Genomic DNA, 21,753 nt, shown 5'->3' on the forward strand with positions numbered 1-21,753 from the left:
GTCAAAAGTAAACTAACTATAACAAATTAACAACCATAATATTGTGTATTTTTCACACTGGTAAAAACAAAATTTATTGTTAAATTGTGTTAAAATAACAGAGATCAACAAAATGTTTAATTTCTTTGTTTTTAATTAATACATTTGCTTTATAAATTTGATGAAACTCTACCAAGTAACGTTGCTCACAAAAATTTTATGCATTTTTTGCATTGTTTTGGCGTGCAGTGTTAATTCTTGGGCACAACAAGCTGATAGTATTCACATTAGCCTAAAAAATAGAGTTAAAAAAACCAGCAGAATTCCTGAAATTAAAGCAAATATTCAGCCTTATAAGCCTTTGTTTGGCACCTTTGGTTCATCTGGTATGTTTAATACCTATTCAGGCACTACAAAACCTTCGAATATTGCCGCAACAAAAGATAAGTTATTAACCATTGTTAAAATTTATCCGAACCCTGTTGAAGAGCAATTAAATATTATCTTATCTATCGGAAAGGATGGAACCCAAACTACCATCAAAATAATAGATTTGTTAGGGAATGAGGTAGTAACATTGGCCAATGAAAGACTAAACGCTGGCGAGCAAACCAAAAGCTTCAATATTCCCAGCCGTTTAAATGCCGGCATTTACTTTCTACGTGTAATGGCAGGGTCCGAAAGTCAGGTAAAACGCATCTCGGTTTTATAACACCATTTTCTTTTCTATTTTTGGCTCATCGAGATTTTTGAAAATCTCTATGCTGTTATACTTCTAACTTTGAAAGAAATGAAAATCATCGCCATTGGCAGAAATTACGCCGAACATGCAAAAGAATTAAACAACCCTGTTCCTACTACCCCGGTAATTTTCATGAAACCTGATACGGCTTTACTGAAAGATAATAAACCATTTTATTTACCTGATTTTTCTAATGATGTTCATTATGAGCTTGAGGTGGTTTTAAAAATATGCAAAGAAGGGAAGCACATTGCCGAGAAATTCGCTTCCAACTATTACGATGAAATTGGTTTGGGAATTGATTTTACTGCCCGGGATATCCAAAGCAAACACAAAGAAAAAGGCTTACCGTGGGAATTGGCTAAAGGGTTTGACAGCTCGGCACCTGTGAGCATATTTTTGCCAAAAAGCGATTTTGAGGACATGTACAGCTTAAATTTTGAATTGAAGGTAAATGGTGAAAGTCGCCAAAGAGGACACACAAAGGATTTGTTATTCTCTTTTGAAAAGATCATCAGTTTTGTTTCTCAATACATTACCTTAAAAAAGGGCGACCTCATTTTTACAGGCACCCCGGAAGGCGTTGGCAAAACCAACCAAGGCGATAAGCTGGAGGCTTGGTTAGAAGGAAAACAACTTTTAAATTTTGATGTTAAGTAACGAATGATTAAAAATCCGATCCTGAATTTCCCTAAAATATCAACGCTAGTTTTATTTCTATTTGCCTTTAGTTCAACTCAGGCTCAACAGATTTTTAGCACAAACCGATACCCGATTACCGATTTTAGGCAGCCATTAGATATCGTTCCTCCTGCCCTTGCCGGATCTTTCGGTGAAATTCGCGGCAATCATTTCCACTCTGGCATCGATTTTCGCACTAATCAACGCGAAGGTTATCCTGTTTATGCGGTGGCAGATGGTTACGTTTCCCGTTTAAGGGTTCAAAACAGTGGTTTTGGCCAGGCGCTATACCTTAACCATGCAAATGGTTTTACTACCGTTTATGGTCATGTACAACGTTTTTCTCCAAAAATTGCCACCATTGTTAAAAACCTGGAGTACGAAAAGAAGACGTTTGAAATTGATGAATTTCCAGATGCAACTTTAATTCCAGTACGCAAAGGAGAAATTATCGCCTGGTCTGGCAACCGTGGTAGTTCCGGCGGACCACATTTACATTTCGAAATCAGAGATACCAAAACCGAAGAAACCATCAATCCTCAGTTTTTTGGTATTAATATTCCTGATAATATCCCACCGATTATTCATGGTTTGTACGTCTATCGTTTAAATGGAAAAACATTTAATGAAAATACACCGAAACAGGCTATTGGAATTACGGGTGCAAGCGGCAATTATAAAGCGCTAACGCCAATAAGTTTAACTGGCGAAGTGGGTTTTGGTGTGGTGGTAACCGATCGGCATAACGGACTTTCAGGAACAAACGGCGTTTATTCTATCCAACTGGAATTAGATGGAAAAATGATTTATACCTCGGCCTTGGAGCGTTTTGCTTTCGAAGACAGTAAGGCAATTAATTCCCATATCGATTATCCAACGTATTTGAATACCAAAAGAAGCATTCAAAAAAGCTTTGTTGATCCGGGTAATCCTCTAAAAATTTATAGTGGGTTGGTAAACAGCGGCAAAATCAACTTCAATGATGGTGCATCACATCAGCTTCGCTACATCATTACCGATGCAAAAGGCAATTCATCAGTTTTACCATTTACTGTTAACGCTGGTGTTGCAGCGGCTACACTCGCAATCATTCCAGCAGGAGTTGTTTATCCTTACAACAAGGTAAATGAGTTTAATAATGATGAAGTTAAGGTTGTGCTACCTCAGGGTACACTATATAACGATTTAAATTTTACTTACAAAAAACTTCCAAAACCAGCAGGCAATGCCTGGTCAAACATCCATCAGATTCATAACCGTTACACACCGCTTCATGTGGGTTTTAATCTTTGGATTAAGGCAGATGCGCTCCCTGAAAACCTGCGCAGCAAAGCCCTTATCGTAAGTACTGGTGGTTCATCGCAAGGCGGAACATTCGAAAATGGATATGTAAAAGCCTCGCCAAGGAATTTTGGTAGTTTTTATATCGCGGTTGATACCGTGGTGCCACGAATCAGTGCAGTAAATATTGCCGATGGAAAAAGTATGGCTGGATTATCTAAAATGACTTTCAAAATCAGCGACAATCTTTCTGGAATAAAAAGCTTTAACGGATACATTGATGGAAAATGGGTTTTGATGGAATTTGACGCGAAAACGGCTACACTTTGGCATAGCTTTGATGATCGCACGGCATCAGGAAAACATGATTTCGAATTAGTGGTGAGCGATGTAAAAGACAATGTGCGCCGCTATAGCATTTCTTTCTTTAGATAAAATCAGTTAAAAAAATTTACGATTCAGATATCTATAACTTATTTTCTCCATGTTGATGTAGCACTAAAAACGTTGTTACTTTTTTACCATTAAGAAATTAAGATCATTAAGACAGGGCGATTTGAACTTATTTTCTTAATGCCTTAATGCCTAAATGGTGAGATAACACTAAAACGTTGTTACATTTTTTACCATTAAGGGATTAAGATCATTAGGACATGGCATCGGAACTTATTTCCTTAATGCCTAAATAGTGATAGAACCATGCAAAAGCAATTGTATTTAACCATTAAGGAATTAAGATCATTAAGACACGACCATCAGAACTTATTTCCTTAACGCCTTAATGGTGAGAACACACTAAGAAACGCAACTTCTTTTTTTACCCTTAAGGAATTAAGGTTATTAACACACTGCTATTAAAACTTATTCCCTAGATGCTGAGATGAATTTGCGATTTGAAATAAACAATAGTTTTTACTGCAACCCAACGGTTTCTATTGCGCACAAAACTGATTTGCTAAACCCGGTTGGAGCGGATACCGGCCCTGTGCTTAAGGCCTGCAGGCGTATGAGCGTAAAACGGGATGGGCATTAAAATGAAATGCAGACTTTGCTTTTCAAATGATATTCCAAATATTCCATTCGAAACAACTTAAAGTCATATTTTATGCAAGTTTAAACAGTATAATTGGATAAACTGTTTAACTTGCAAAATCAATCATATACACTTAAAATTAAATATATGGCAGAACTAAATGAGGGAGACCAGGCGCCTGCAATTACGTCAAAAGACCAAAATGGCGTTGAAGTATCTTTAAGCGATTACAAAGGAAAAACCGTTGTATTGTATTTCTATCCGAAAGATGATACACCTGGATGTACAGCCGAAGCCTGCGATTTTAGAGATAATTACCAGGGCTTGCAAGCAAAAGGAATAGTGGTTTTAGGTGTGAGTGTTGATGATGAAAAATCGCACCAAAAATTTATAACTAAGCACAGTTTGCCCTTTACCCTATTGGCAGATACCGACCAGAAAATTGTAAATGATTACGGCGTATGGGCGGAGAAAAACATGTATGGTAAAAAATATATGGGCACGGTGCGTACCACTTTTATTATTGATGGTGAGGGAAAAATGTCACACATCATCAAAAAAGTCGACACTAAAAATGCAACACAACAGGTACTCGATTTAATCAATAACTAATTATGATATAGCAGTTAAAATATTAACTTTGCTATGTAACAACAACCTCTTATTTTAATGAAACATACAATTAAAGAGCTAGAAGATATCGCCTCGCAAATCAGAAGAGATATTGTAAGAATGGTTCACGGATGTCAATCTGGCCACCCAGGCGCTTCGCTAGGCTGTACAGATTTTTTTACCGCTTTATATTTTGAAGTGTTGAACCATAAAACAGATTTCACCATGGAAGGTAAAGGTGAAGATTTATTTTTCCTTTCAAACGGACATATTTCGCCAGTGTGGTACAGTACGTTAGCACATGCTGGTTATTTCGATAAAAGTGAACTCGCAACTTTCCGTAAATTGGATTCGAGATTACAAGGACACCCAACTACACATGAGCACTTGCCAGGAATCCGCATTGCTTCTGGTTCATTAGGTCAGGGTTTATCGGTTGCTATTGGCGCTGCTTTAGCAAAAAAATTAAACGGCGATAATTCTCACATTTTTGCTTTATTGGGTGATGGAGAGTTGCAGGAAGGGCAAAACTGGGAAGCAGCAATGTTTGCTCCTTTCAATAAAGTTGACCATTTAATCGCATCGGTTGATTATAACGGACAACAAATTGATGGACCAACCAGTAAGGTACTCGCTTTAGATGATTTACAAGCAAAATTTGAAGCTTTCGGCTGGCATGTAATTAATACAGATGGTAATGATATGCAAGCCATTGTTGAAGGCTTACACTACGCCAAAACTTTAACCGGAAAAGGTAAACCAATTTTAAATTTAATGAGTACACAAATGGGTGCTGGTGTAGATTATATGGTTGGCTCACACAAATGGCATGGTACAGCTCCAAATGATGAGCAATTGGCTTTGGCACTGGCGCAATTACCAGAAACTTTAGGGGATTATTAAATCAGATTGGAGATGTGAGATGTGAGATTTGAGTCTCATATCTAATGTCTAAAATCTCATATCTAAGATATAATGAAAAAATACACATATACAGAAAAAAAAGATACACGTTCGGGTTTTGGAGCTGGTTTACATGAAGCTGGAAAAAGAAATGAAAACGTTGTAGCATTATGTGCCGATTTAGTTGGATCGCTTAAAATGGATGCTTTTATTAAAGATTTTCCTGAGCGTTTTACACAGGTTGGTATTGCAGAAGCAAACATGATTGGTATTGCAGCCGGTATGACAATTGGTGGTAAAATTCCATTCACCGGAACTTTTGCGAACTTTTCTACAGGTCGTGTTTACGATCAGATTCGTCAGTCGGTAGCATATTCGAATAAAAACGTTAAAATCTGTGCGTCGCATGCGGGTTTAACTTTAGGAGAAGATGGAGCAACACACCAAATTTTAGAAGATATCGGTTTAATGAAAATGTTGCCAGGAATGGTGGTCATTAATCCTTGCGATTATAACCAAACCAAAGCAGCAACTATTGCCATTGCCGAATATGAAGGCCCGGTTTACCTGCGTTTTGGTCGTCCGGTAATTCCAGTATTTACCGATCCTGATCAGAAATTTGAGATTGGAAAAGCGTGGATGGTTAACGAAGGAACTGATGTTACCATTATTGCAACCGGCCACATGGTTTGGAAAGCTATTGAAGCTGGCGAAAAATTAGCTGAATTGGGCATTGATGCGGAAATTATCAACATCCACACCATTAAACCTTTAGATGATGAAGCCATCTTGAAATCTGTAAAGAAAACTGGCTGCGTAGTTACTTGCGAAGAGCACAATAAATTTGGCGGTTTAGGCGAAAGTGTTGCCCGCTTATTAACTACAGAATTACCTACACCACAAGAATTTGTAGCTACAAACGATACTTTTGGCGAAAGCGGAACACCTGATCAACTAATGTCTAAATACGGCTTAGATGCGGTAAACATTGTTGAGGCTGTGCAAAAAGTAATCGGCAGAAAAAAAGCATAGTATTTTTGATATAAAAATGGAAATAGAGAACGGGAAACAGATAGATAGATGCATTTGCTAGTGCAGGCTTTATTTCAATTACCCATTCCCTATTTCCTTTTTACCACGTAACATTGCCTATTTACCATTATCTATTCCCAATTTCCTTATTGTTTAATTCTTTGCCCCATCCCTTACGAGTACCTGCTCCTCTCTAAAAAATATAGATGAAACAAGTTGAAGATTCAGAAATTCTTGCCATGTTTGCCGTCGAAAAAACGCGTAATGAGGCTTTTAATCTTCTGCTAAAAAAATATCAGCAAAAAATTTATTGGCACATCCGGCGGTTGGTTCTCAATCACGATGATTGTGACGATTTGCTCCAGGAAGTTTTTGTTAAAGTCTGGAAAAACCTGGATAAATTCAGAAGCGATTCGCAGCTATACACCTGGATTTATCGAATCGCGACCAATGAGTCGATCACTTTTTTAAATAAACAAAAGCAGAAAAACAATACCCCACTTGATGAAGTTTCTTCAGAACTGGCCGACAATTTAGTCGCATCATCTTATTTTAATGGGGATAAACTGGAGCTCAAACTGCAAAAAGCCATCCTTACCCTTCCTGAAAAACAGCGCATCATTTTTAATATGAAGTATTTTGATGATATGAAATATGAAGAAATTTCAGAAGTTTTAGGCACATCTGTCGGAGCATTAAAGGCGTCATTTCACATCGCAGCAAAAAAAATTGAGGCAATTATTACAAATGATGAAATTGATTATTAAACCTTTTCCAAAAAATTGTATCATATATCCGTGATGAATGAAAATATAGAAGATAACGATTGGAAAAAGGATGCACCCTGCCTTGCTGCAATGGGGAAAAATAATCCTTTTACAGTACCGGATCACTATTTTGAAGGTGTGACGGAATCGGTGCAACAATCAGTTTTTATAGATGGATTAAAGCAACACACAGTTGAAAATGCTTTTAAAGTTCCAGAAAATTATTTCGAAAAACTTACTGAACGTTTAGAAACAAATGTAAGGTTATCGGAATTGCCTGTAGCCGAAAATGCTTTTGCTGTTCCGGAAAATTATTTTAACAACCTGCAAAATCGGATTGCCGCCAGAATTGAAGCAGAACAACCTCAAAAAATTGCGAATATTGTTCCACTTTGGAGGCGTAACATTGTAAAGTATGCCAGTGCAGCTTGTTTTGTTATTATTGCATCCTTCGGTGCTTATTTTTATCAAAATAGCACCTCTATACCTGTTGCACAAACTCAGCCTGCAGAACTTGCCAATGAACAAATGTTGTACGACATTGATGAAAGTACAATTATTGAGCATTTGGAGGCTCAAAACTTAAGCACATCCAAAACTACTTCTGCCTCAGATACAGAAATGGAAAACTATATATTGAGCAACTACTCTCCGAGTGATTTAACTCATGAATTAAATAACTAATTAAAAAAATGAAGAATTTATTATTCGTTGCTTTAATGTTCCTGTTACCCACCACCCTTTTGGCACAACGACCAAAAGGCGAGGAAATCGAATCGTTAAAAATTGCCTTTTTCACTCAAAAATTAGATCTGTCACCAGACGAAGCTAAAGTATTCTGGCCCATTTATAATGATATGCAGGCTGAGCAAAATGCCTTACGCAAAGAACGCATGCAAAAAATGATCTCCTATAGAAAAACTACAGAGATTGATAATTTGAGTGATGCTCAGGTGCAAAGTTTGATTACCAGTGAATTCGATTTTAAACAGAGAGACCTAAATCTCGATAAAAAATATTACAACCGTTTAAAATCCAGCTTACCAATTAAAGTGGTTGGAAAATTTTACAGGGCACAGGAAGGATTTAAGCGAGAGTTGCTCAACCGCTTTAAAGGCGGACCAAAAAATTAGATACGAAGACTTGCAGCAATGCAGGTCTTTTTTGTTTCAAAGGCTATTTCATTTCCGTACTTTTGTGCCATGCTTACCCAACGTCAGTTGTTTTTACAACACAATGCACAAACCTCTCCCGAACCTTTATTGCTCGAATTTGTAAGGGCCAAAGGTGTTTACATTTATGATTCTTCTGATAAAAAACATTTAGATCTCATTGCGGGCATTGGCGTGAGCAACGTTGGCCACTGCCATCCTGCGGTTGTAGAAGCCATACAAAAGCAAGCCGAAACCTACATGCATTTAATGGTGTACGGAGAGTATGTACAAACCCCACAGGTTAATTTTGCTAAAGCACTAGCCGATATTTTACCAGCAAGTTTAAGTTGTACTTACTTTTTAAATTCGGGAACCGAAGCGGTTGAAGGTGCCATGAAACTGGCCAAACGTTATACGGGCAGAAAAGGATTTATTGCTTGTAAAAATGCCTATCATGGCAGTACACAAGGTGCTGAAAGTTTAATGGAAAGCGATTTTTATTCTTCAGGCTACGGACCGTTTTTACCAAATGTAAGTTTCATTGAACACAATAACTTAGCTGATCTTGAAAAAATTACAGATGATATAGCTGCTGTGTTTATCGAACCCATTCAGGGAGAGGCCGGAATTCGCGTTGCTGATTTGGAATACATTTTAGCGTTGAGGGCAAAATGTACCGAAACCAAAACACTCCTCATTTTCGATGAAATCCAATCTGGTTTCGGCCGAAGTGGTAAAATGTTTGCCTTTGAGCACTACAACGTGGTTCCTGATGTGTTACTGCTTGCAAAAGGAATTGGTGGCGGCATGCCGATTGGCGCTTTTATCAGTTCGTTAGAGATTATGTCAGTTTTATCACATAGCCCTATCTTGGGCCACATGACCACTTTTGGCGGTCACCCGGTTTGTTGTGCTGCAGGATTGGCTACGCTAAAAACGTTAGTCGATAATAAGATTGTCGAGCAGGTTGAAGAAAAAGGACTACTTTTTAAATCACTTTTGAAACATCCGGTCATTAAAGAAATTAGAGGTAAAGGTTTAATGCTGGCTGTTGAATTTGAAAATTTCGATATCAATAAAAAAATAATTGATGCCTGCATTTTGGATGGTGTCCTGTCTGATTGGTTTTTGCATTGCAGCAATTCCATGCGCATTGCGCCTCCATTAATCATTACCAAAGAAGAAATTAAGGAAGCCTGCGAGATCATTCTGAAAAACATTAATTTAGTAAGAGGATAAAGGAACAAAGAATCAAGATCAAAGATTCATCTCAATCACTTAAAACGTATAACCTAACACTTATAACTCATTCATGAACGTACTCATAGTTGAAGATGAAAAAAGCCTGGCTTTAGAAATGGATGAATTTTTAAGCAAGGAAGGTTTCATTGTGGAACATGCCTGGAAAAAATCTTCTGCGGAAGAAAAGATATTCGTAAATAATTACGATTTCATTTTACTTGATTTAGGCTTACCCGATGGTGATGGTTTTGAAGTTTTGAAACAGCTAAAATCAATCAAAGATCGTGATGATGCCGTAATTATCCTCACTGCAAGAAGTGCTGTCGACGATCGGATTAAAGGTTTGGATGAAGGTGCAGATGATTATTTGCCAAAACCATTTTCATTAAATGAGTTGCTCGCCCGGATGCATGCCATTACCCGGAGGAAACATAAACTCGAGAAAAACGAGATCAATATTCATAATTTTCTGCTCAACATTCAAAACAGAACAGTTGCTTTTGGCGAGGAAAGGCTGAATCTTACAAAAAAAGAATTCGAGATTTTTAACTACCTGGTATTGAACAAAAATCGGGTAGTTTCGAGAATGAGTTTAACTGAACACGTTTGGGGCGACATACTGGAAGTAAATTCTGATTCCAATTTTGTTGATGTGCATGTTAAAAACCTCCGAAAAAAGCTTGCAGCAGTAACAGAAATCGACTGGTTCGAAACGGTAAGGAGTATTGGCTATCGAATTAATTGCTAAAAAGTCAGAGGTCGGGAGAACGTAGTCCGGCGAAAGCGTTTAACGCGTTATTTGCAACTCATTTGCGTATTCACTAATGAACTATTGAACAAATGAACCATTGAACAAATGAACCATTGAACTATTGAACCAACCAAATGAAGTTACAGGTTAAGTTTTCCTTATACAATGCCATCACCAAAATCGCGATTATCGTGGTATTAGGGGGAATTATCTTGTTTTCTTTGGATAAACTGGCTTTTAATCAGCTTGATAACCGGTTAATCAAGAAAAGAAATAAGATTATCGAGCACCTGAATGATAATGAGATAGATAGCTTACTTAATAAAGAACAATCTTTTACAGATTATAACATCTTAAAAGAGGAATTCATCATTTTAACGGATATTCCTGATAGTCAGAAAAGTACCTCTGCCGAAATCTTCACCGAAAAAAGAGAAATTGAAGGTGATATTGAAGTGTACCGAATTTTAAATTATAAATTTTCGTATCATACCAACTGGTACAATTTAGAAATTGGCGAATCGATGACGTCACTCTCATCCATCAAGAATGCCATTCGTTTTTATATGTTAATTGTGCTATTTGCAGCACTACTCATCACCCTGGTAACCGATTATTTCTTTTCCAACTTTTTGCTAAAGCCATTTTATTCCATCATCGACAAAAAAATTAATCTGGTTGACGACCCTTCTCATTACAACTATGAAAATATTCCAACCAGCACCGATGATTTTAAAATTTTAGACAACAGTGTAAATGCGCTAATGAAAAAAATTAACACGCTTTTCGATTTAGAGAAGCAATTCATTGCCAATGTTTCCCATGAACTATTAACCCCAATTTCAGTACTGAGTACACGTTTCGAAAACATGCTCAACACAGCCGATATACCAGAGGAGCATGAAAATAAAATTTATGCTTCTTTAAAAACACTTAACCGTTTAAAATTGATAATCAATAGCCTGCTACTGATTTCTAAAGTAGAAAATAACCAATATCTAAAATCCGAGGCATTAAGCATTCAGCAGGAAATTGAGGATATTTATGAAGATCTGGAAGACCGTATAGCCGATAAAAATATTGCCTATCACCTAAACCTATCAAGTGATTTTCAGTTCATTGGCAATAAAGCATTAATTCATACGCTTTTAATGAACATTATCAATAATGCTATAAAATATAATGTTGAAAATGGTTTCATCACCATCACTGGTAAAAATATCGGAAACCATTACAGCCTAACCATTGAAGATGGTGGTTTGGGGATGAAAAAAGAGTTGTTGGATAATGCTTTTGACCGTTTCAAGCGTGGCAATACAGAAGAAAATGGTTTTGGCTTGGGTTTAGCCATTGTGCAGAGCATTGCCAAGTTCCACCATATAACTGTCGAGATTCAATCCGAAGAGCATAAAGGTACCAGTGTCTCACTTATTTTTTAATATGAAAATCAGCTGATAGGCAGCCTGCTTCTGCCATATGCAAAATTGCTACCTTTGTGCTTCATGCTGAACCAATTTTCTACTAAAATATATTTCCTGCTTTTAGGCATTTTGCTGTCTTCCATCACCGGATTAATGGCTCAAAAGCCTGTTGCTATTCAAAATGGTGTGGACCAGCATATTTTTACTTTTACGGAAATCGAAGTACTGGAAGATGGGGCGAATAAGTTCACGTTCGATGAAATCAAAAGTTCGAAATTCGATTCACAATTTAAAGCCAGTGTAACCAGCACACCACAAACTAAAAACCTAAATAAAACTTATTGGTTCCGGATTAAAGTTAAGCCCAATGAAACTGTAGAAAAGCCGTTGATATTGGAATTTTTTGATCAAACGATCGATAACATTACTGCATATATTCCGCAACCAGATAAAAGCTATAAAACGGAAAACCTTGGTGATGCCAATGCTTTCAATAAACGCTTGATCCACCATAAAAATTTCGAAATTCCGATCAGGAATGAAGGGAAGGAAACCCAAACTTACTATTTCAAGATCAGCTCATCGCAGATAGCTGATGTAATCATTGTGCTTAGAACTGCCGAGTGGTTCATTTCTTATGCCTTAGATGAATACTTTTATTTCGGGATTTTTTACGGAATGATCCTCGTATTCAGCTTTTATAACCTGATCATGTTTATCGCCATCCGGCAGAAACAATATCTTTACTACGTACTCTATAACCTTAGTGTAGGCTTCTTCGAAATGAGTAGCGATGGAATTGCCTATCAATATTTATGGCCCAATGCACCTGCCTGGAATCAGGTGGCTTACGCATTTGCATTGTGTGCAACAAGTATTTTCGCCTTATTGTTTACCAGAGAATTGCTATTTGTTAAAGCAAAGGCACCAAAGTTAAATCAACTGATTGTTGGAATAATTGCTGCCCGATTAATCCTTTTTGCCTACAGTTACCTATTTGATCAGACGCTTTTCAGCTATAAGTTTATAGAAGCTATCCCGCTTTCAGTAGCCTTTTTTACAGGGATTTACATTTATAACAATGGCTATCAACCGGCACGCTTCTTCGTTTTAGGCTATAGTTTTTTGTTTGTGGGTTTCACATTGAAATTTTTAATCATGCTTGGGTTAAGCTGGTTAAACTTTGGTGCCATCAGTTATTACAGCTTAAGTTTTTGTTTTGTGCTGGAGATGGTTTTCCTGTCGTTTGCCATTGGAGATAAAGTGCGGCTGCTGAAACTTAAAAAAGATAAAGCGCAGCAAAAAATCATCAGGCAAATGGCGATTAATGCTAAACTGAAAGATACCGTTAACCAGGAGTTAGAGACTAAAGTTGAAGAACGTACGCGTGAGGTTTATCACAAGTCGCTCATTATCGAAAGTAAAAACCAGGCCCTGGAAGAGGTAAATGCGCTACTTCAAAAACAAGCAGAGGAAATTTCGCGAATGAATGTACTGCTGGAACAGGATAATGAGCAGCTTCAAACCAGCGTTGAAAAAGTATCCCGCGATCGGGTAATGAATACGGAAGTGGATTTTGAGGAATTCAGCAAAATCTATCCTGATAAAGAGAGTTGCTATGAGTTTTTAGCGGAACTGAAATGGAGCAAAGGGTACCATTGCCGTAAATGCAGCAGTGAACACTACTTTTCTGGCCATATTTTACATAGCCGAAGGTGTAGCAAATGTGGCTATGAGGAATCTGTTACTACTTATACCATTTTTCATAATACCAGAATACCAATCAATAAGGCCTTCTATATGATTTTCCTGATCTATTCAACAAAAGGAAAAATCTCTTCTCATAAGTTATCAGAACTACTTTCCATCAGACAAAACACATGCTGGACATTCGGAACCCGAATCAAAAAAGTGATGGATGATCGGAAGAAGATACTCAAGAAAACAGGAAAAAATGGGTGGAGCCAGTTGGTAATTGAATAATTTTGGGTTTGGATTCGTCATATTTGCGTTGTTTTAGTTCTTAAAACCGAAAAAATATTTATGGTGCTAAAGCGTATCATATTCACTCCGGCAGCCTGCACCATTTGGGTACTTAAACGCTGATAATCAATACCAAAGCCACAATAATAAGCACGGTACTTAAGCGTATCAAAACAAATACAAATACCTAAATATCAGCAACTTACATTAAAATTAACATTCAAAAAACTTGTATTTAACATAGAAGTAGTGTTAACTTTACCCAGTATAACAATTAACAAGAGCAAAAATTATGAGAAAAAAGTTTACATTACTTATGGTGTGTATTCTATGCGGAATCTCTTTGAGTATGGCGCAGAATATCACCATAAAGGGTTTAGTAAAAGATCAGAAAGGTCTGCCACTGCCTGGAGTTTCTGTAAAAGTAAAAGGAACTAACCAAGGAGCATCTACTGCCGATAACGGTAGCTACAGCATCACTGCTCCACAGAATGCTACTTTGGAGTTTTCATTCATCGGCTTCAAAGCTGTTGAAGAGGCTGTAAACAACCGCACAAGCATTAACGTAACATTATCTGATGATAATCAACAACTGAACGAAGTTGTGGTGATTGGTTACGGTACCACCGTTAAGAAAGATTTAACAACAGCTGTGGTATCAGTTTCATCTAAAGATTTAGAAAATCAGCCGATTACTAACCCACTACAAGCCATTCAAGGTCGTGCCGCTGGTATTCAGGTGAGTTCGCAATCAGGAAAACCAGGTGCAGGTATTTCAATTAGCATTAGGGGTAACACATCTATCACGGCTTCTAACAGTCCATTATATGTGATTGATGGCGTAACGTCGAGGGATGCAAGTTTTGTAAATGCAAATGATATCGAATCGATGACAATTTTAAAAGATGCATCGGCAGCAGCAATTTATGGTTCAAGCGGTGCAAACGGTGTGGTTTTAATCACCACTAAAAAAGGTTCATCAGGAAAATTAAAAGTTGCTTTTAATGCTTTTACAGGTTTTTCTAATTTCTGGCAAGAGCAAGAAGTGCTAAACAGCGAGCAATACGTTGGTTTGATGAGAGAGCTCGGATATACTTCGTTTGGTGGCAATTACAATACAGATTGGCAAAACGAAACTTTCGGAACCGGAAAGCAAAATCAATATCAAATTTCACTTTCTGGCGGAACAAAAAGTGGCCAATATTATTTCTCTACAGGTTACCAGCAAGATCAAGGAGTTGTGGCACCTGCAAAGTTAGATCGTTTAACAGCTAACTTTAACGCCACGCAAAACATCACGCCTTGGTTAAAATTAACCGGAAATGCTGTTTTAACATCAAGCACCTCTATCGATGTAGGTGATAACAGCAGTGTTTCTCGTGGCGGTGTAATTTTGGGTGCATTAACCACTCCGCCAACAATCAGTATTTTCGAGCCAAACGGACAATATACTACGATTCCAAACGCTGGTGGCTGGGATAACCCATTGGCATTGGCCTATGGCTCTGATAATAGAACGAGAAACTTTAAATTTATTGGTGCTTTTGGTGCACAATTAAACTTTACTAAAGATTTATTCTTAAAATCTACCATCAGTACAAATAATAACAGAAATTTCTATCGTTATTTCACTGATAACTTCCTAACCACGTATGGTCGCCAGGAAAGAGGTGTGGTACGTGATAACACGACCAGAGAAGGTGTTTGGTTAAACGAGAACATCTTGAACTACACTAAAAACGTAGGTAAAAATGCTTTTACAGCAACAGGTGGTTATACCATTCAATCATCAGACTGGAAATATAACAACAACGAATCTACTCGTTTTTATGATGTAGCTGGTAATCCAACCGCACCATCTGTAGCATTAACCATTCCGCAGCAGGCACAATGGAGCAAGCAATCATACCTTGCCCGTGTAACCTATGCATACGATAGTAAATATTTATTCAGCTCAAACTTTAGGGCAGATGGTTCATCAAGATTTGCAAAAGAAAACCGTTTCGGTTATTTCCCTTCAGTTTCTGCTGGTTGGAGAATTTCTGGAGAAAATTTCATGAAGGAAAGCAAAACCATTGATGATTTAAAACTTCGTGGTAGCTGGGGTAAAGTAGGTAATGACGAAGGTATTGGAGATTATGCATACTTAAAACTTTACAGCGTAAATGCACAAGGCGAATACAACCTTCAAAATCCGGCTAACAACGCACTAACATGGGAAAAAACAACACAAACCAACGTAGGTTTAGATTTAACCATGTTTAAGAGCAGAATTACTTTTAGTGCTGATGCCTACTTGAAAAAAACCAATGACCTGTTAATTAACGTTCAGTTACCTCCATCATCGGGTTTTGGTAGCCAGGCTTATAACGTTGGGGCAATGGAAAATAAAGGTTTAGAGTTTACCTTATCAACTAAAAACTTCGACCGTGAAAAATTCAAATGGACAACTGATTTAAACTTCTCATTAAATAGAAACAAAGTTACTGATTTAGGTTCTACTACTCAATCATTAGATTTTGCCGGCATTTACGAGCGTGACGCAGCAGTTAGAGTAGTTACAGGAATGCCATTGGGTAGTTTTTATGGTTACGTTTTTACAGGTGTTAATCCAGCTACTGGTGCAGCCCAATATGCCGATACCAACGGCAATGGTGTTACTGGTTCAGCTGACCCTGGGGATAGAACTTTTATTGGTTCTGCTCAGCCAAAATTCATCTACGGTATGACGAACAATTTAACTTACGGAAACTGGAATTTAAACATTTTCTTTCAAGGCGTTCAAGGAAGTCAATTATTCAATGCAACCAGAATTGATCTAGAAGGTATGTTTGATTCTAAAAACCAATCTGTTGCAGTTTTGGATAGATGGACAACACCGGGTCAGATCACAAATATTCCAAAAGCATTAAGAAGCAGCTCTGAAAACTCACTAACCTCAAGCCGTTTTGTTGAAGATGCCTCATACCTTCGTTTAAAAACAGCGACCTTATCGTACAGCTTTGGTCAATCGGTATTGGAGAAATTAAGAATGAGCAAAATTACTGTGTTTGCTACCGGATATAACCTGTTAACTTTCACTAAATACTCTGGTTTAGATCCGGAAGTAAATGTGAGCGCTGCAAACGGTCCGAACATGGGCGTTGATTTTGGAACTTATCCTCAATCGAGAAGTATATTATTCGGTGTTAATGTTGGATTTTAAGAAATAAGAAAATGAAACTAAAAATATATTCATTAGTAGCGGCTGCAGCATTAACCATTACGATGCAAAGTGGTTGCAAAAAAGATTTCCTTGATAAACAGCCCTTTAACCAGGTTACTGGCGATGTGGCGTTTACAACAGCTGCAGGAGCAGAAAAACTAATTTCAGGTGCTTATGGTGGCATGTACAATGACTACCACATTTGGGATTATATGATTAATGGTGATGTAACTGCCGATAATGCTTATGCAGGTGGTGATAACCCGGCCAATATTCAAATTGATTTGTTCACCACTAACTCAACCAATGGCAACGTTGGTCGTGATTGGAGTGGATTGTATTCTAATATTAAAAATGCCAATGAGGTATTGGAAAATGTTCCAAACATTCAGGATCAGGCTTTAGATGCCAATGGCAGAAGAAGTCAGATTTTAGGTGAAGCATCAACACTTCGTGCTTACTTCTATTTCCATTTGGTTAGATTATGGGGCGGTGTTCCATTGGTTTTAAAATCACCAACTACTTTAGAGGAAATGCAAAGACCACGTTCGTCGGTTGATGAAGTTTATGCACAAATCATCAAAGATTTAGAATATGCTTTGCCACTGGTTAGAACTTCGGCACCTAATAAAGGTATCATCACAAAAGGAATTGTAAACGCATTGCTTGCAAAAGTATATGCTTCAAAACCATCCCCTGATTGGACTAAAGTACAGCAATATGCAGATGCAACGATCAATGGTGGTTATTCATTAATTAGCTCCTTCGATCAATTATTTGATGGTGCTCATAAAAACAACAGCGAATCTATCTGGGAAATGCAGTACGATGGCTGGGGTGGCCCTTCAGGCCGTGGCAACTGGATGACAGGTGTGATTGTGGGTACAGGATGGAAACGTTTTTGTACGCCAACAAATGACTTAGTAGCTGCTTTTGATGCAGAAGGTGATGTGATTCGTAAAAATTCAAGCATCAGCTTTAGAAACGTGGTTACCGAAGGTTGGTCTGATGATTATTGGTCGAAATCAAATTATCCATTCATTAACAAATATCGTAATGATGATTTAGCCAATTCTTACATTATTCGTTTGGCTGATATTAAGTTGTTGAAAGCTGAAGCTTTAAATGAGTTAAGCGCATCAGGATGGTCGGCTGCTGCTCCAATTGTAAACGAAATTCGTGGACGTGTTAATTTAGGTGTTACTCCAGCTGCAAATCAAGCGGCAATGCGTTTAGCAATTGAAAAAGAACGCCGTTTAGAGTTGGCATTTGAAGGTCAGCGTTGGTTTGATTTACTAAGAACCAACAGGGCAATTACTGTGATGAATGCACAAAAAAATGGTAGCGGTGCAAACCTGAACTATAATGTTACCGCTGCGAAATTGCTCTTCCCTATCCCTCAGGCGGAATGGGACAGAAATCCAAATATTCGTTAATATTCATTTCAAAGGCGATAATTTCGCCTTTGATTTTTCATATCAGCAAGCCTATGCTATTTCAAGCATCTAGGCGTTGACATCACGATTTTAATCACACAAATTAAATCTTAAAGGGTGGAGCATTTACAAAAACTTCACCCTTTTAATCATCTACCCTATTACAAAACCTAAAGGCTAATGAAATCAATCTTTAATATATGCCTGGTTGCAAGCTTGTTGTTTGCATCCTGCGCTTGTAAAAAAAATGCATCAACTGCCAATCAAGAAACAAAACCTGGTATTGGTACCGTAAAATCTGAAGTGGGTTTCTGGCTTACCAAAGGTGATCAGTCACAATTATTAAGCAAACAAAATGTCGCCCTGAATTTTAGCGAAACCACCAATGCCAATCCTACGATCGAAGTTGACCAAAGTACTACTTTTCAGGAAATTGATGGCTTTGGCTATACCCTAACTGGTGGTAGTGCAAGTTTGATTAACGCTTTACCTGCTGCAGAAAAAGATAAATTATTGCATGAACTTTTTGCAGTTGCAGATGATGCAATTTCGGTAAACTACATCCGAATCAGCATTGGTGGCTCTGATTTAAGCGCATATCCCTTCACCTACAATGACCTGGCAGATGGGGAAACAGACGAATCTTTATCAAAATTTACCATCGCTAAAGAGCAAACAGATTTGATTCCAATTCTGAAAAAAATTGTTGCCATCAATCCAAAAATTAAAATTTTGGGTTCACCATGGACGGCGCCAACCTGGATGAAAAGCAACAAAAGCTTTATTGGAGGTAGCTTAAAGCCTGAATACTATCAAACTTATGCCAAATACCTGGTTAAATATATCCAGGCGATGAAAGCCGAAGGAGTTGTAATTGATGCCATTACACCTCAAAATGAGCCTTTACATCCGGGTAATAACCCGAGTATGTACATGCCCGCAGCAGATCAGGCCAATTTTATCAAAACTGCATTAGGGCCGGTATTCAAAAGCAATGGCATCGCTACGAAAATTATCATTTATGATCATAACGCAGATAAACCTGAATATCCAATTTCGGTGTTGAACGATGCTGAAGCCAAAAAATATATTGATGGCTCTGCATTCCATTTATATGCTGGTCCAATTTCAGCGTTAACACAGGTACATAATGCGCACCCTGATAAAAATGTTTACTTCACAGAACAGTGGGTTGGCGGACCAAGTAATTTTGGCGAAGATTTAAAATGGCACGTATCTACATTAATTATCGGCGCAACGCGTAACTGGAGCAGAAATGTTTTAGAATGGAATTTAGCGGCAGACCCGAATTATAATCCTCATACCGATAAAGGTGGTTGTACATCTTGCCTGGGTGCCATCACCATTGCCCCGGCAGTCACCCGGAATGTTGCTTATTATGTCATCGCTCACGCCTCAAAATTTGTTCCAACAGGTTCTGTGCGCATTGCTTCGAATATCACAAACAATCTGCAGAATGTGGCGTTTAAAACACCTGATGGAAAAAAGGTATTGATCGTTTGCAATAACAATGGCAGTGAAACAACTTTCAACATTAAACAAAATGGTAAGATGGTGACAACGGCCTTAGATAAAGGTGCTGTTGGAACCTATGTTTGGTAAAAATCTTGTTTAATTGTTTAGATGGCCCCGCAATAGCGGGGCTTTCTACGTTTAGGCTTTTTTTATTGAAATCTTGGCAGGCACTTTGTAGTAGAGCATCGAATCAATTCTTATTAACCATGAAAAAAATCATTCCAGCATTAACTATCGCAGCAGCATTGTTTACTGCTTGTCAATCAAAAAATACCAGTTCAGATGATGCAGATACAACTGCTATGTCGGCTGAATCAGCAAATACTTCACAATGTTATCAATCGATAAAAAACAGAGATACTGCAAGCATCACTTTGAATATAGAAGATGATAAGGTAACGGGCGCTTTAAACTATAACTTATTTGAGAAGGATAAAAACGCTGGTGTGATAGCTGGAATTGTGAAAGGGGATACCATTATTGCAGATTATACTTTTCAATCAGAAGGCACAACTTCTATTCGTCAGGTGGTTTGGTTAAAAAAAGAGAAGCAACTTATAGAAGGTTTTGGTGACGTGGAAGAAGTGGATGGGAAAACCCAGTTTAAAGATCAAACAAAGATAAACTTCGATAAGTCGATGGTTTTTAATCAAATCGACTGCAAATAAAAAAGGGCTTGCAACATATATCGCAAGCCCAACCCCTACACTAAACAAATTATAATTTCACTGCATCCTGCGCTGCAGCTGTCCACTCCTGGCTCAACTTAGTCATATAATCAGAATATTTTTGAACTTCTTCTGGCTTCAGTTTGCTTGACCAGGTTGCAGCATTTTGAGCCCAGGTAGTATATTTTGAGGTTAAAGATTCAACCTTGGCTTTATTTTGACTTTTTAGCGCTGCAGTATACTCTTCTTTCAATTTAGCATATTCTGCCAACCCCTTATTTACCTCGTCACTAGAGAACACAGGCACATTAGATTTTACAGTTTCAGTTTTTGTGGTGGATGTTTTCACTGTAGTATCTCCCTTAACGATGGTCGAATCTGTACTTTTTTCGGTTTTAGTTGTGCTTTCGCAGGATGTAATCACTGCTGCAAACAGTCCTGCCGCTGCGAGTGATAAAAATGCTTTTTTCATAATTTTGTTTGTTTGTTGTTACATTAATCATTTAAAGATAATGCCAAACGACAAAAGCTCATTTCACTATCTGAAATGAGCTTTCTTAAAAATTTTATGAAGCGAAAGTGGGGAATCTATTGCTATAGCCGGGAAAAAAATACCCAAGTTTTTTGCTGCTTTACATATTTTCGAATCGTTCCCAGAAGCCATCAACTGGTAATCTGGCAAAAATATTTACCGGCTCTTTTTTTACTGGATGAAGAAATTGTAACCTTCTGGCATGAAGGCAAATACTTCCCTTTCTGCTCCCACGGGGGTAACCATATTTGTTATCACCTACAATCGGGCAATCCATTGATGAAAGCTGAACACGAATCTGGTGTGACCGACCTGTGATCGGATCAACTTCCAGCAGGTAATAGCCATCAAGATTTCCAATTAAACGGTAAGAAAGTTCTGCCCGCTGGCTATTGGCCACCTCCGATTTGTAATAAGTAACCACATTTTTTTGTGGATTTTTAATTAACCAATGAATTAACGTTGCGGCAGTTTTTTCTGGCTTGTTCCTCACTACCGCCCAGTATGTCTTTTTAACCTCCCTATTTTTGAATGCAGCATTCATTCTTTCAAGCGCCTTGCTTGTTTTTGCAAAAAGAATAACGCCACTCACCGGTCGATCCAAGCGATGAACAACACCCAGAAATGCGCCGTTTGGTTTGTGATACTTTTTCGCAATGTATTTTTTTACCTGCTCATCCAACGGTTCATCGCCAGTTTCATCAACCTGCACAATATCTCCGGCTCTCTTATTAATCGCGATGAGATGGTTATCTTCAAAAAGTATGTCTTTTTCTGTAATTGGCATAAAACCCC

The 21,753-nt window shown here is 37.9% G+C and carries 19 protein-coding genes; 17 read left to right on the forward strand and 2 right to left on the reverse strand.

The window, feature by feature from the left end:
* The first annotated feature begins 160 nt into the window (after positions 1-160).
* From R2Q70_RS18200 to R2Q70_RS18280, 17 genes are all read left to right on the forward strand, one after another.
* Positions 161-691 carry a T9SS type A sorting domain-containing protein gene (locus R2Q70_RS18200; protein WP_316808973.1) on the forward strand — a complete coding sequence of 177 codons (531 nt, stop codon included), beginning with the start codon at positions 161-163 and terminating at the stop codon, positions 689-691.
* Between the two features lie 78 nt (positions 692-769).
* On the forward strand, positions 770-1,381 hold the full coding sequence (locus tag R2Q70_RS18205) for a fumarylacetoacetate hydrolase family protein (RefSeq protein ID WP_316808974.1): 612 nt from the start codon (positions 770-772) through the stop codon (positions 1,379-1,381).
* Positions 1,382-1,384: 3 nt separating this feature from the next.
* Positions 1,385-3,118 (forward strand): M23 family metallopeptidase, encoded by a 1,734-nt coding sequence (locus R2Q70_RS18210; RefSeq protein WP_316808975.1) that lies wholly within the window; start codon positions 1,385-1,387, stop codon positions 3,116-3,118.
* 745 nt (positions 3,119-3,863) lie between these two features.
* Positions 3,864-4,328: a thioredoxin-dependent thiol peroxidase gene (gene bcp, locus R2Q70_RS18215; protein WP_316808976.1), complete on the forward strand. Its 465-nt coding sequence runs from the start codon at positions 3,864-3,866 to the stop codon at positions 4,326-4,328.
* 57 nt (positions 4,329-4,385) lie between these two features.
* Positions 4,386-5,231, forward strand: a complete 846-nt coding sequence (locus R2Q70_RS18220) for a transketolase (RefSeq protein WP_316808977.1) — start codon at positions 4,386-4,388, stop codon at positions 5,229-5,231.
* Between the two features lie 72 nt (positions 5,232-5,303).
* Entirely contained in the window at positions 5,304-6,263 is a 960-nt protein-coding gene (locus tag R2Q70_RS18225) for a transketolase family protein (RefSeq protein WP_316808978.1), read from the forward strand.
* Positions 6,264-6,469: 206 nt separating this feature from the next.
* Positions 6,470-7,030: an RNA polymerase sigma factor gene (locus R2Q70_RS18230; RefSeq protein WP_010602831.1), complete on the forward strand. Its 561-nt coding sequence runs from the start codon at positions 6,470-6,472 to the stop codon at positions 7,028-7,030.
* Positions 7,031-7,063: 33 nt separating this feature from the next.
* Positions 7,064-7,714, forward strand: coding sequence for a hypothetical protein (locus R2Q70_RS18235; protein ID WP_316808979.1), 651 nt, complete (start codon positions 7,064-7,066; stop codon positions 7,712-7,714).
* Between the two features lie 8 nt (positions 7,715-7,722).
* Entirely contained in the window at positions 7,723-8,163 is a 441-nt protein-coding gene (locus R2Q70_RS18240; RefSeq protein ID WP_316808980.1) for a hypothetical protein, read from the forward strand.
* A 69-nt stretch (positions 8,164-8,232) separates the two neighbouring features.
* Positions 8,233-9,423 (forward strand): aspartate aminotransferase family protein, encoded by a 1,191-nt coding sequence (locus R2Q70_RS18245; protein WP_316809090.1) that lies wholly within the window; start codon positions 8,233-8,235, stop codon positions 9,421-9,423.
* A 73-nt stretch (positions 9,424-9,496) separates the two neighbouring features.
* On the forward strand, positions 9,497-10,174 hold the full coding sequence (locus R2Q70_RS18250) for a response regulator transcription factor (RefSeq protein ID WP_316808981.1): 678 nt from the start codon (positions 9,497-9,499) through the stop codon (positions 10,172-10,174).
* A 137-nt stretch (positions 10,175-10,311) separates the two neighbouring features.
* Complete coding sequence (locus tag R2Q70_RS18255; RefSeq protein ID WP_316808982.1) at positions 10,312-11,616, forward strand: HAMP domain-containing sensor histidine kinase; 1,305 nt, start codon at positions 10,312-10,314, stop codon at positions 11,614-11,616.
* Positions 11,617-11,679: 63 nt separating this feature from the next.
* Positions 11,680-13,581, forward strand: coding sequence for a 7TM diverse intracellular signaling domain-containing protein (locus tag R2Q70_RS18260; protein ID WP_316808983.1), 1,902 nt, complete (start codon positions 11,680-11,682; stop codon positions 13,579-13,581).
* Between the two features lie 292 nt (positions 13,582-13,873).
* Positions 13,874-16,786 (forward strand): TonB-dependent receptor, encoded by a 2,913-nt coding sequence (locus R2Q70_RS18265; protein ID WP_316808984.1) that lies wholly within the window; start codon positions 13,874-13,876, stop codon positions 16,784-16,786.
* A gap of 11 nt (positions 16,787-16,797) precedes the next feature.
* Positions 16,798-18,222: a RagB/SusD family nutrient uptake outer membrane protein gene (locus tag R2Q70_RS18270; RefSeq protein WP_316808985.1), complete on the forward strand. Its 1,425-nt coding sequence runs from the start codon at positions 16,798-16,800 to the stop codon at positions 18,220-18,222.
* A gap of 180 nt (positions 18,223-18,402) precedes the next feature.
* The gene (locus R2Q70_RS18275) at positions 18,403-19,845 is read left to right on the forward strand and encodes a glycoside hydrolase family 30 protein (RefSeq protein WP_316808986.1); all 1,443 of its coding nucleotides are present in this window, start codon (positions 18,403-18,405) and stop codon (positions 19,843-19,845) included.
* A 119-nt stretch (positions 19,846-19,964) separates the two neighbouring features.
* Positions 19,965-20,426: a hypothetical protein gene (locus tag R2Q70_RS18280; protein ID WP_316808987.1), complete on the forward strand. Its 462-nt coding sequence runs from the start codon at positions 19,965-19,967 to the stop codon at positions 20,424-20,426.
* A gap of 49 nt (positions 20,427-20,475) precedes the next feature.
* Here R2Q70_RS18280 and R2Q70_RS18285 read toward each other — a convergent pair whose 3' ends face one another.
* Complete coding sequence (locus tag R2Q70_RS18285; protein ID WP_316808988.1) at positions 20,476-20,898, reverse strand: hypothetical protein; 423 nt, start codon at positions 20,896-20,898, stop codon at positions 20,476-20,478.
* A gap of 160 nt (positions 20,899-21,058) precedes the next feature.
* A complete protein-coding gene (locus tag R2Q70_RS18290; RefSeq protein ID WP_316808989.1) occupies positions 21,059-21,745 on the reverse strand; it encodes an RluA family pseudouridine synthase in 687 nt (228 codons plus the stop codon).
* Positions 21,746-21,753 lie beyond the last annotated feature (8 nt).

The sequence above is a fragment of the Pedobacter agri genome (genome assembly GCF_032678665.1).
Classification (GTDB): Bacteria; Bacteroidota; Bacteroidia; order Sphingobacteriales; family Sphingobacteriaceae; genus Pedobacter; species Pedobacter agri_A.

What these genes read in the sequence shown, in the direction of transcription:
- R2Q70_RS18200 (WP_316808973.1), top strand. Translation starts at nt 161, where the DNA reads ATGAAACTCTACCAAGTAACGTTGCTCACAAAAATTTTATGCATTTTT.
- R2Q70_RS18205 (WP_316808974.1), top strand. Translation starts at nt 770, where the DNA reads ATGAAAATCATCGCCATTGGCAGAAATTACGCCGAACATGCAAAAGAA.
- R2Q70_RS18210 (WP_316808975.1), top strand. Translation starts at nt 1,385, where the DNA reads ATGATTAAAAATCCGATCCTGAATTTCCCTAAAATATCAACGCTAGTT.
- bcp (WP_316808976.1), top strand. Translation starts at nt 3,864, where the DNA reads ATGGCAGAACTAAATGAGGGAGACCAGGCGCCTGCAATTACGTCAAAA.
- R2Q70_RS18220 (WP_316808977.1), top strand. Translation starts at nt 4,386, where the DNA reads ATGAAACATACAATTAAAGAGCTAGAAGATATCGCCTCGCAAATCAGA.
- R2Q70_RS18225 (WP_316808978.1), top strand. Translation starts at nt 5,304, where the DNA reads ATGAAAAAATACACATATACAGAAAAAAAAGATACACGTTCGGGTTTT.
- R2Q70_RS18230 (WP_010602831.1), top strand. Translation starts at nt 6,470, where the DNA reads ATGAAACAAGTTGAAGATTCAGAAATTCTTGCCATGTTTGCCGTCGAA.
- R2Q70_RS18235 (WP_316808979.1), top strand. Translation starts at nt 7,064, where the DNA reads ATGAATGAAAATATAGAAGATAACGATTGGAAAAAGGATGCACCCTGC.
- R2Q70_RS18240 (WP_316808980.1), top strand. Translation starts at nt 7,723, where the DNA reads ATGAAGAATTTATTATTCGTTGCTTTAATGTTCCTGTTACCCACCACC.
- R2Q70_RS18245 (WP_316809090.1), top strand. Translation starts at nt 8,233, where the DNA reads ATGCTTACCCAACGTCAGTTGTTTTTACAACACAATGCACAAACCTCT.
- R2Q70_RS18250 (WP_316808981.1), top strand. Translation starts at nt 9,497, where the DNA reads ATGAACGTACTCATAGTTGAAGATGAAAAAAGCCTGGCTTTAGAAATG.
- R2Q70_RS18255 (WP_316808982.1), top strand. Translation starts at nt 10,312, where the DNA reads ATGAAGTTACAGGTTAAGTTTTCCTTATACAATGCCATCACCAAAATC.
- R2Q70_RS18260 (WP_316808983.1), top strand. Translation starts at nt 11,680, where the DNA reads ATGCTGAACCAATTTTCTACTAAAATATATTTCCTGCTTTTAGGCATT.
- R2Q70_RS18265 (WP_316808984.1), top strand. Translation starts at nt 13,874, where the DNA reads ATGAGAAAAAAGTTTACATTACTTATGGTGTGTATTCTATGCGGAATC.
- R2Q70_RS18270 (WP_316808985.1), top strand. Translation starts at nt 16,798, where the DNA reads ATGAAACTAAAAATATATTCATTAGTAGCGGCTGCAGCATTAACCATT.
- R2Q70_RS18275 (WP_316808986.1), top strand. Translation starts at nt 18,403, where the DNA reads ATGAAATCAATCTTTAATATATGCCTGGTTGCAAGCTTGTTGTTTGCA.
- R2Q70_RS18280 (WP_316808987.1), top strand. Translation starts at nt 19,965, where the DNA reads ATGAAAAAAATCATTCCAGCATTAACTATCGCAGCAGCATTGTTTACT.
- R2Q70_RS18285 (WP_316808988.1), bottom strand. Translation starts at nt 20,898, where the DNA reads ATGAAAAAAGCATTTTTATCACTCGCAGCGGCAGGACTGTTTGCAGCA.
- R2Q70_RS18290 (WP_316808989.1), bottom strand. Translation starts at nt 21,745, where the DNA reads ATGCCAATTACAGAAAAAGACATACTTTTTGAAGATAACCATCTCATC.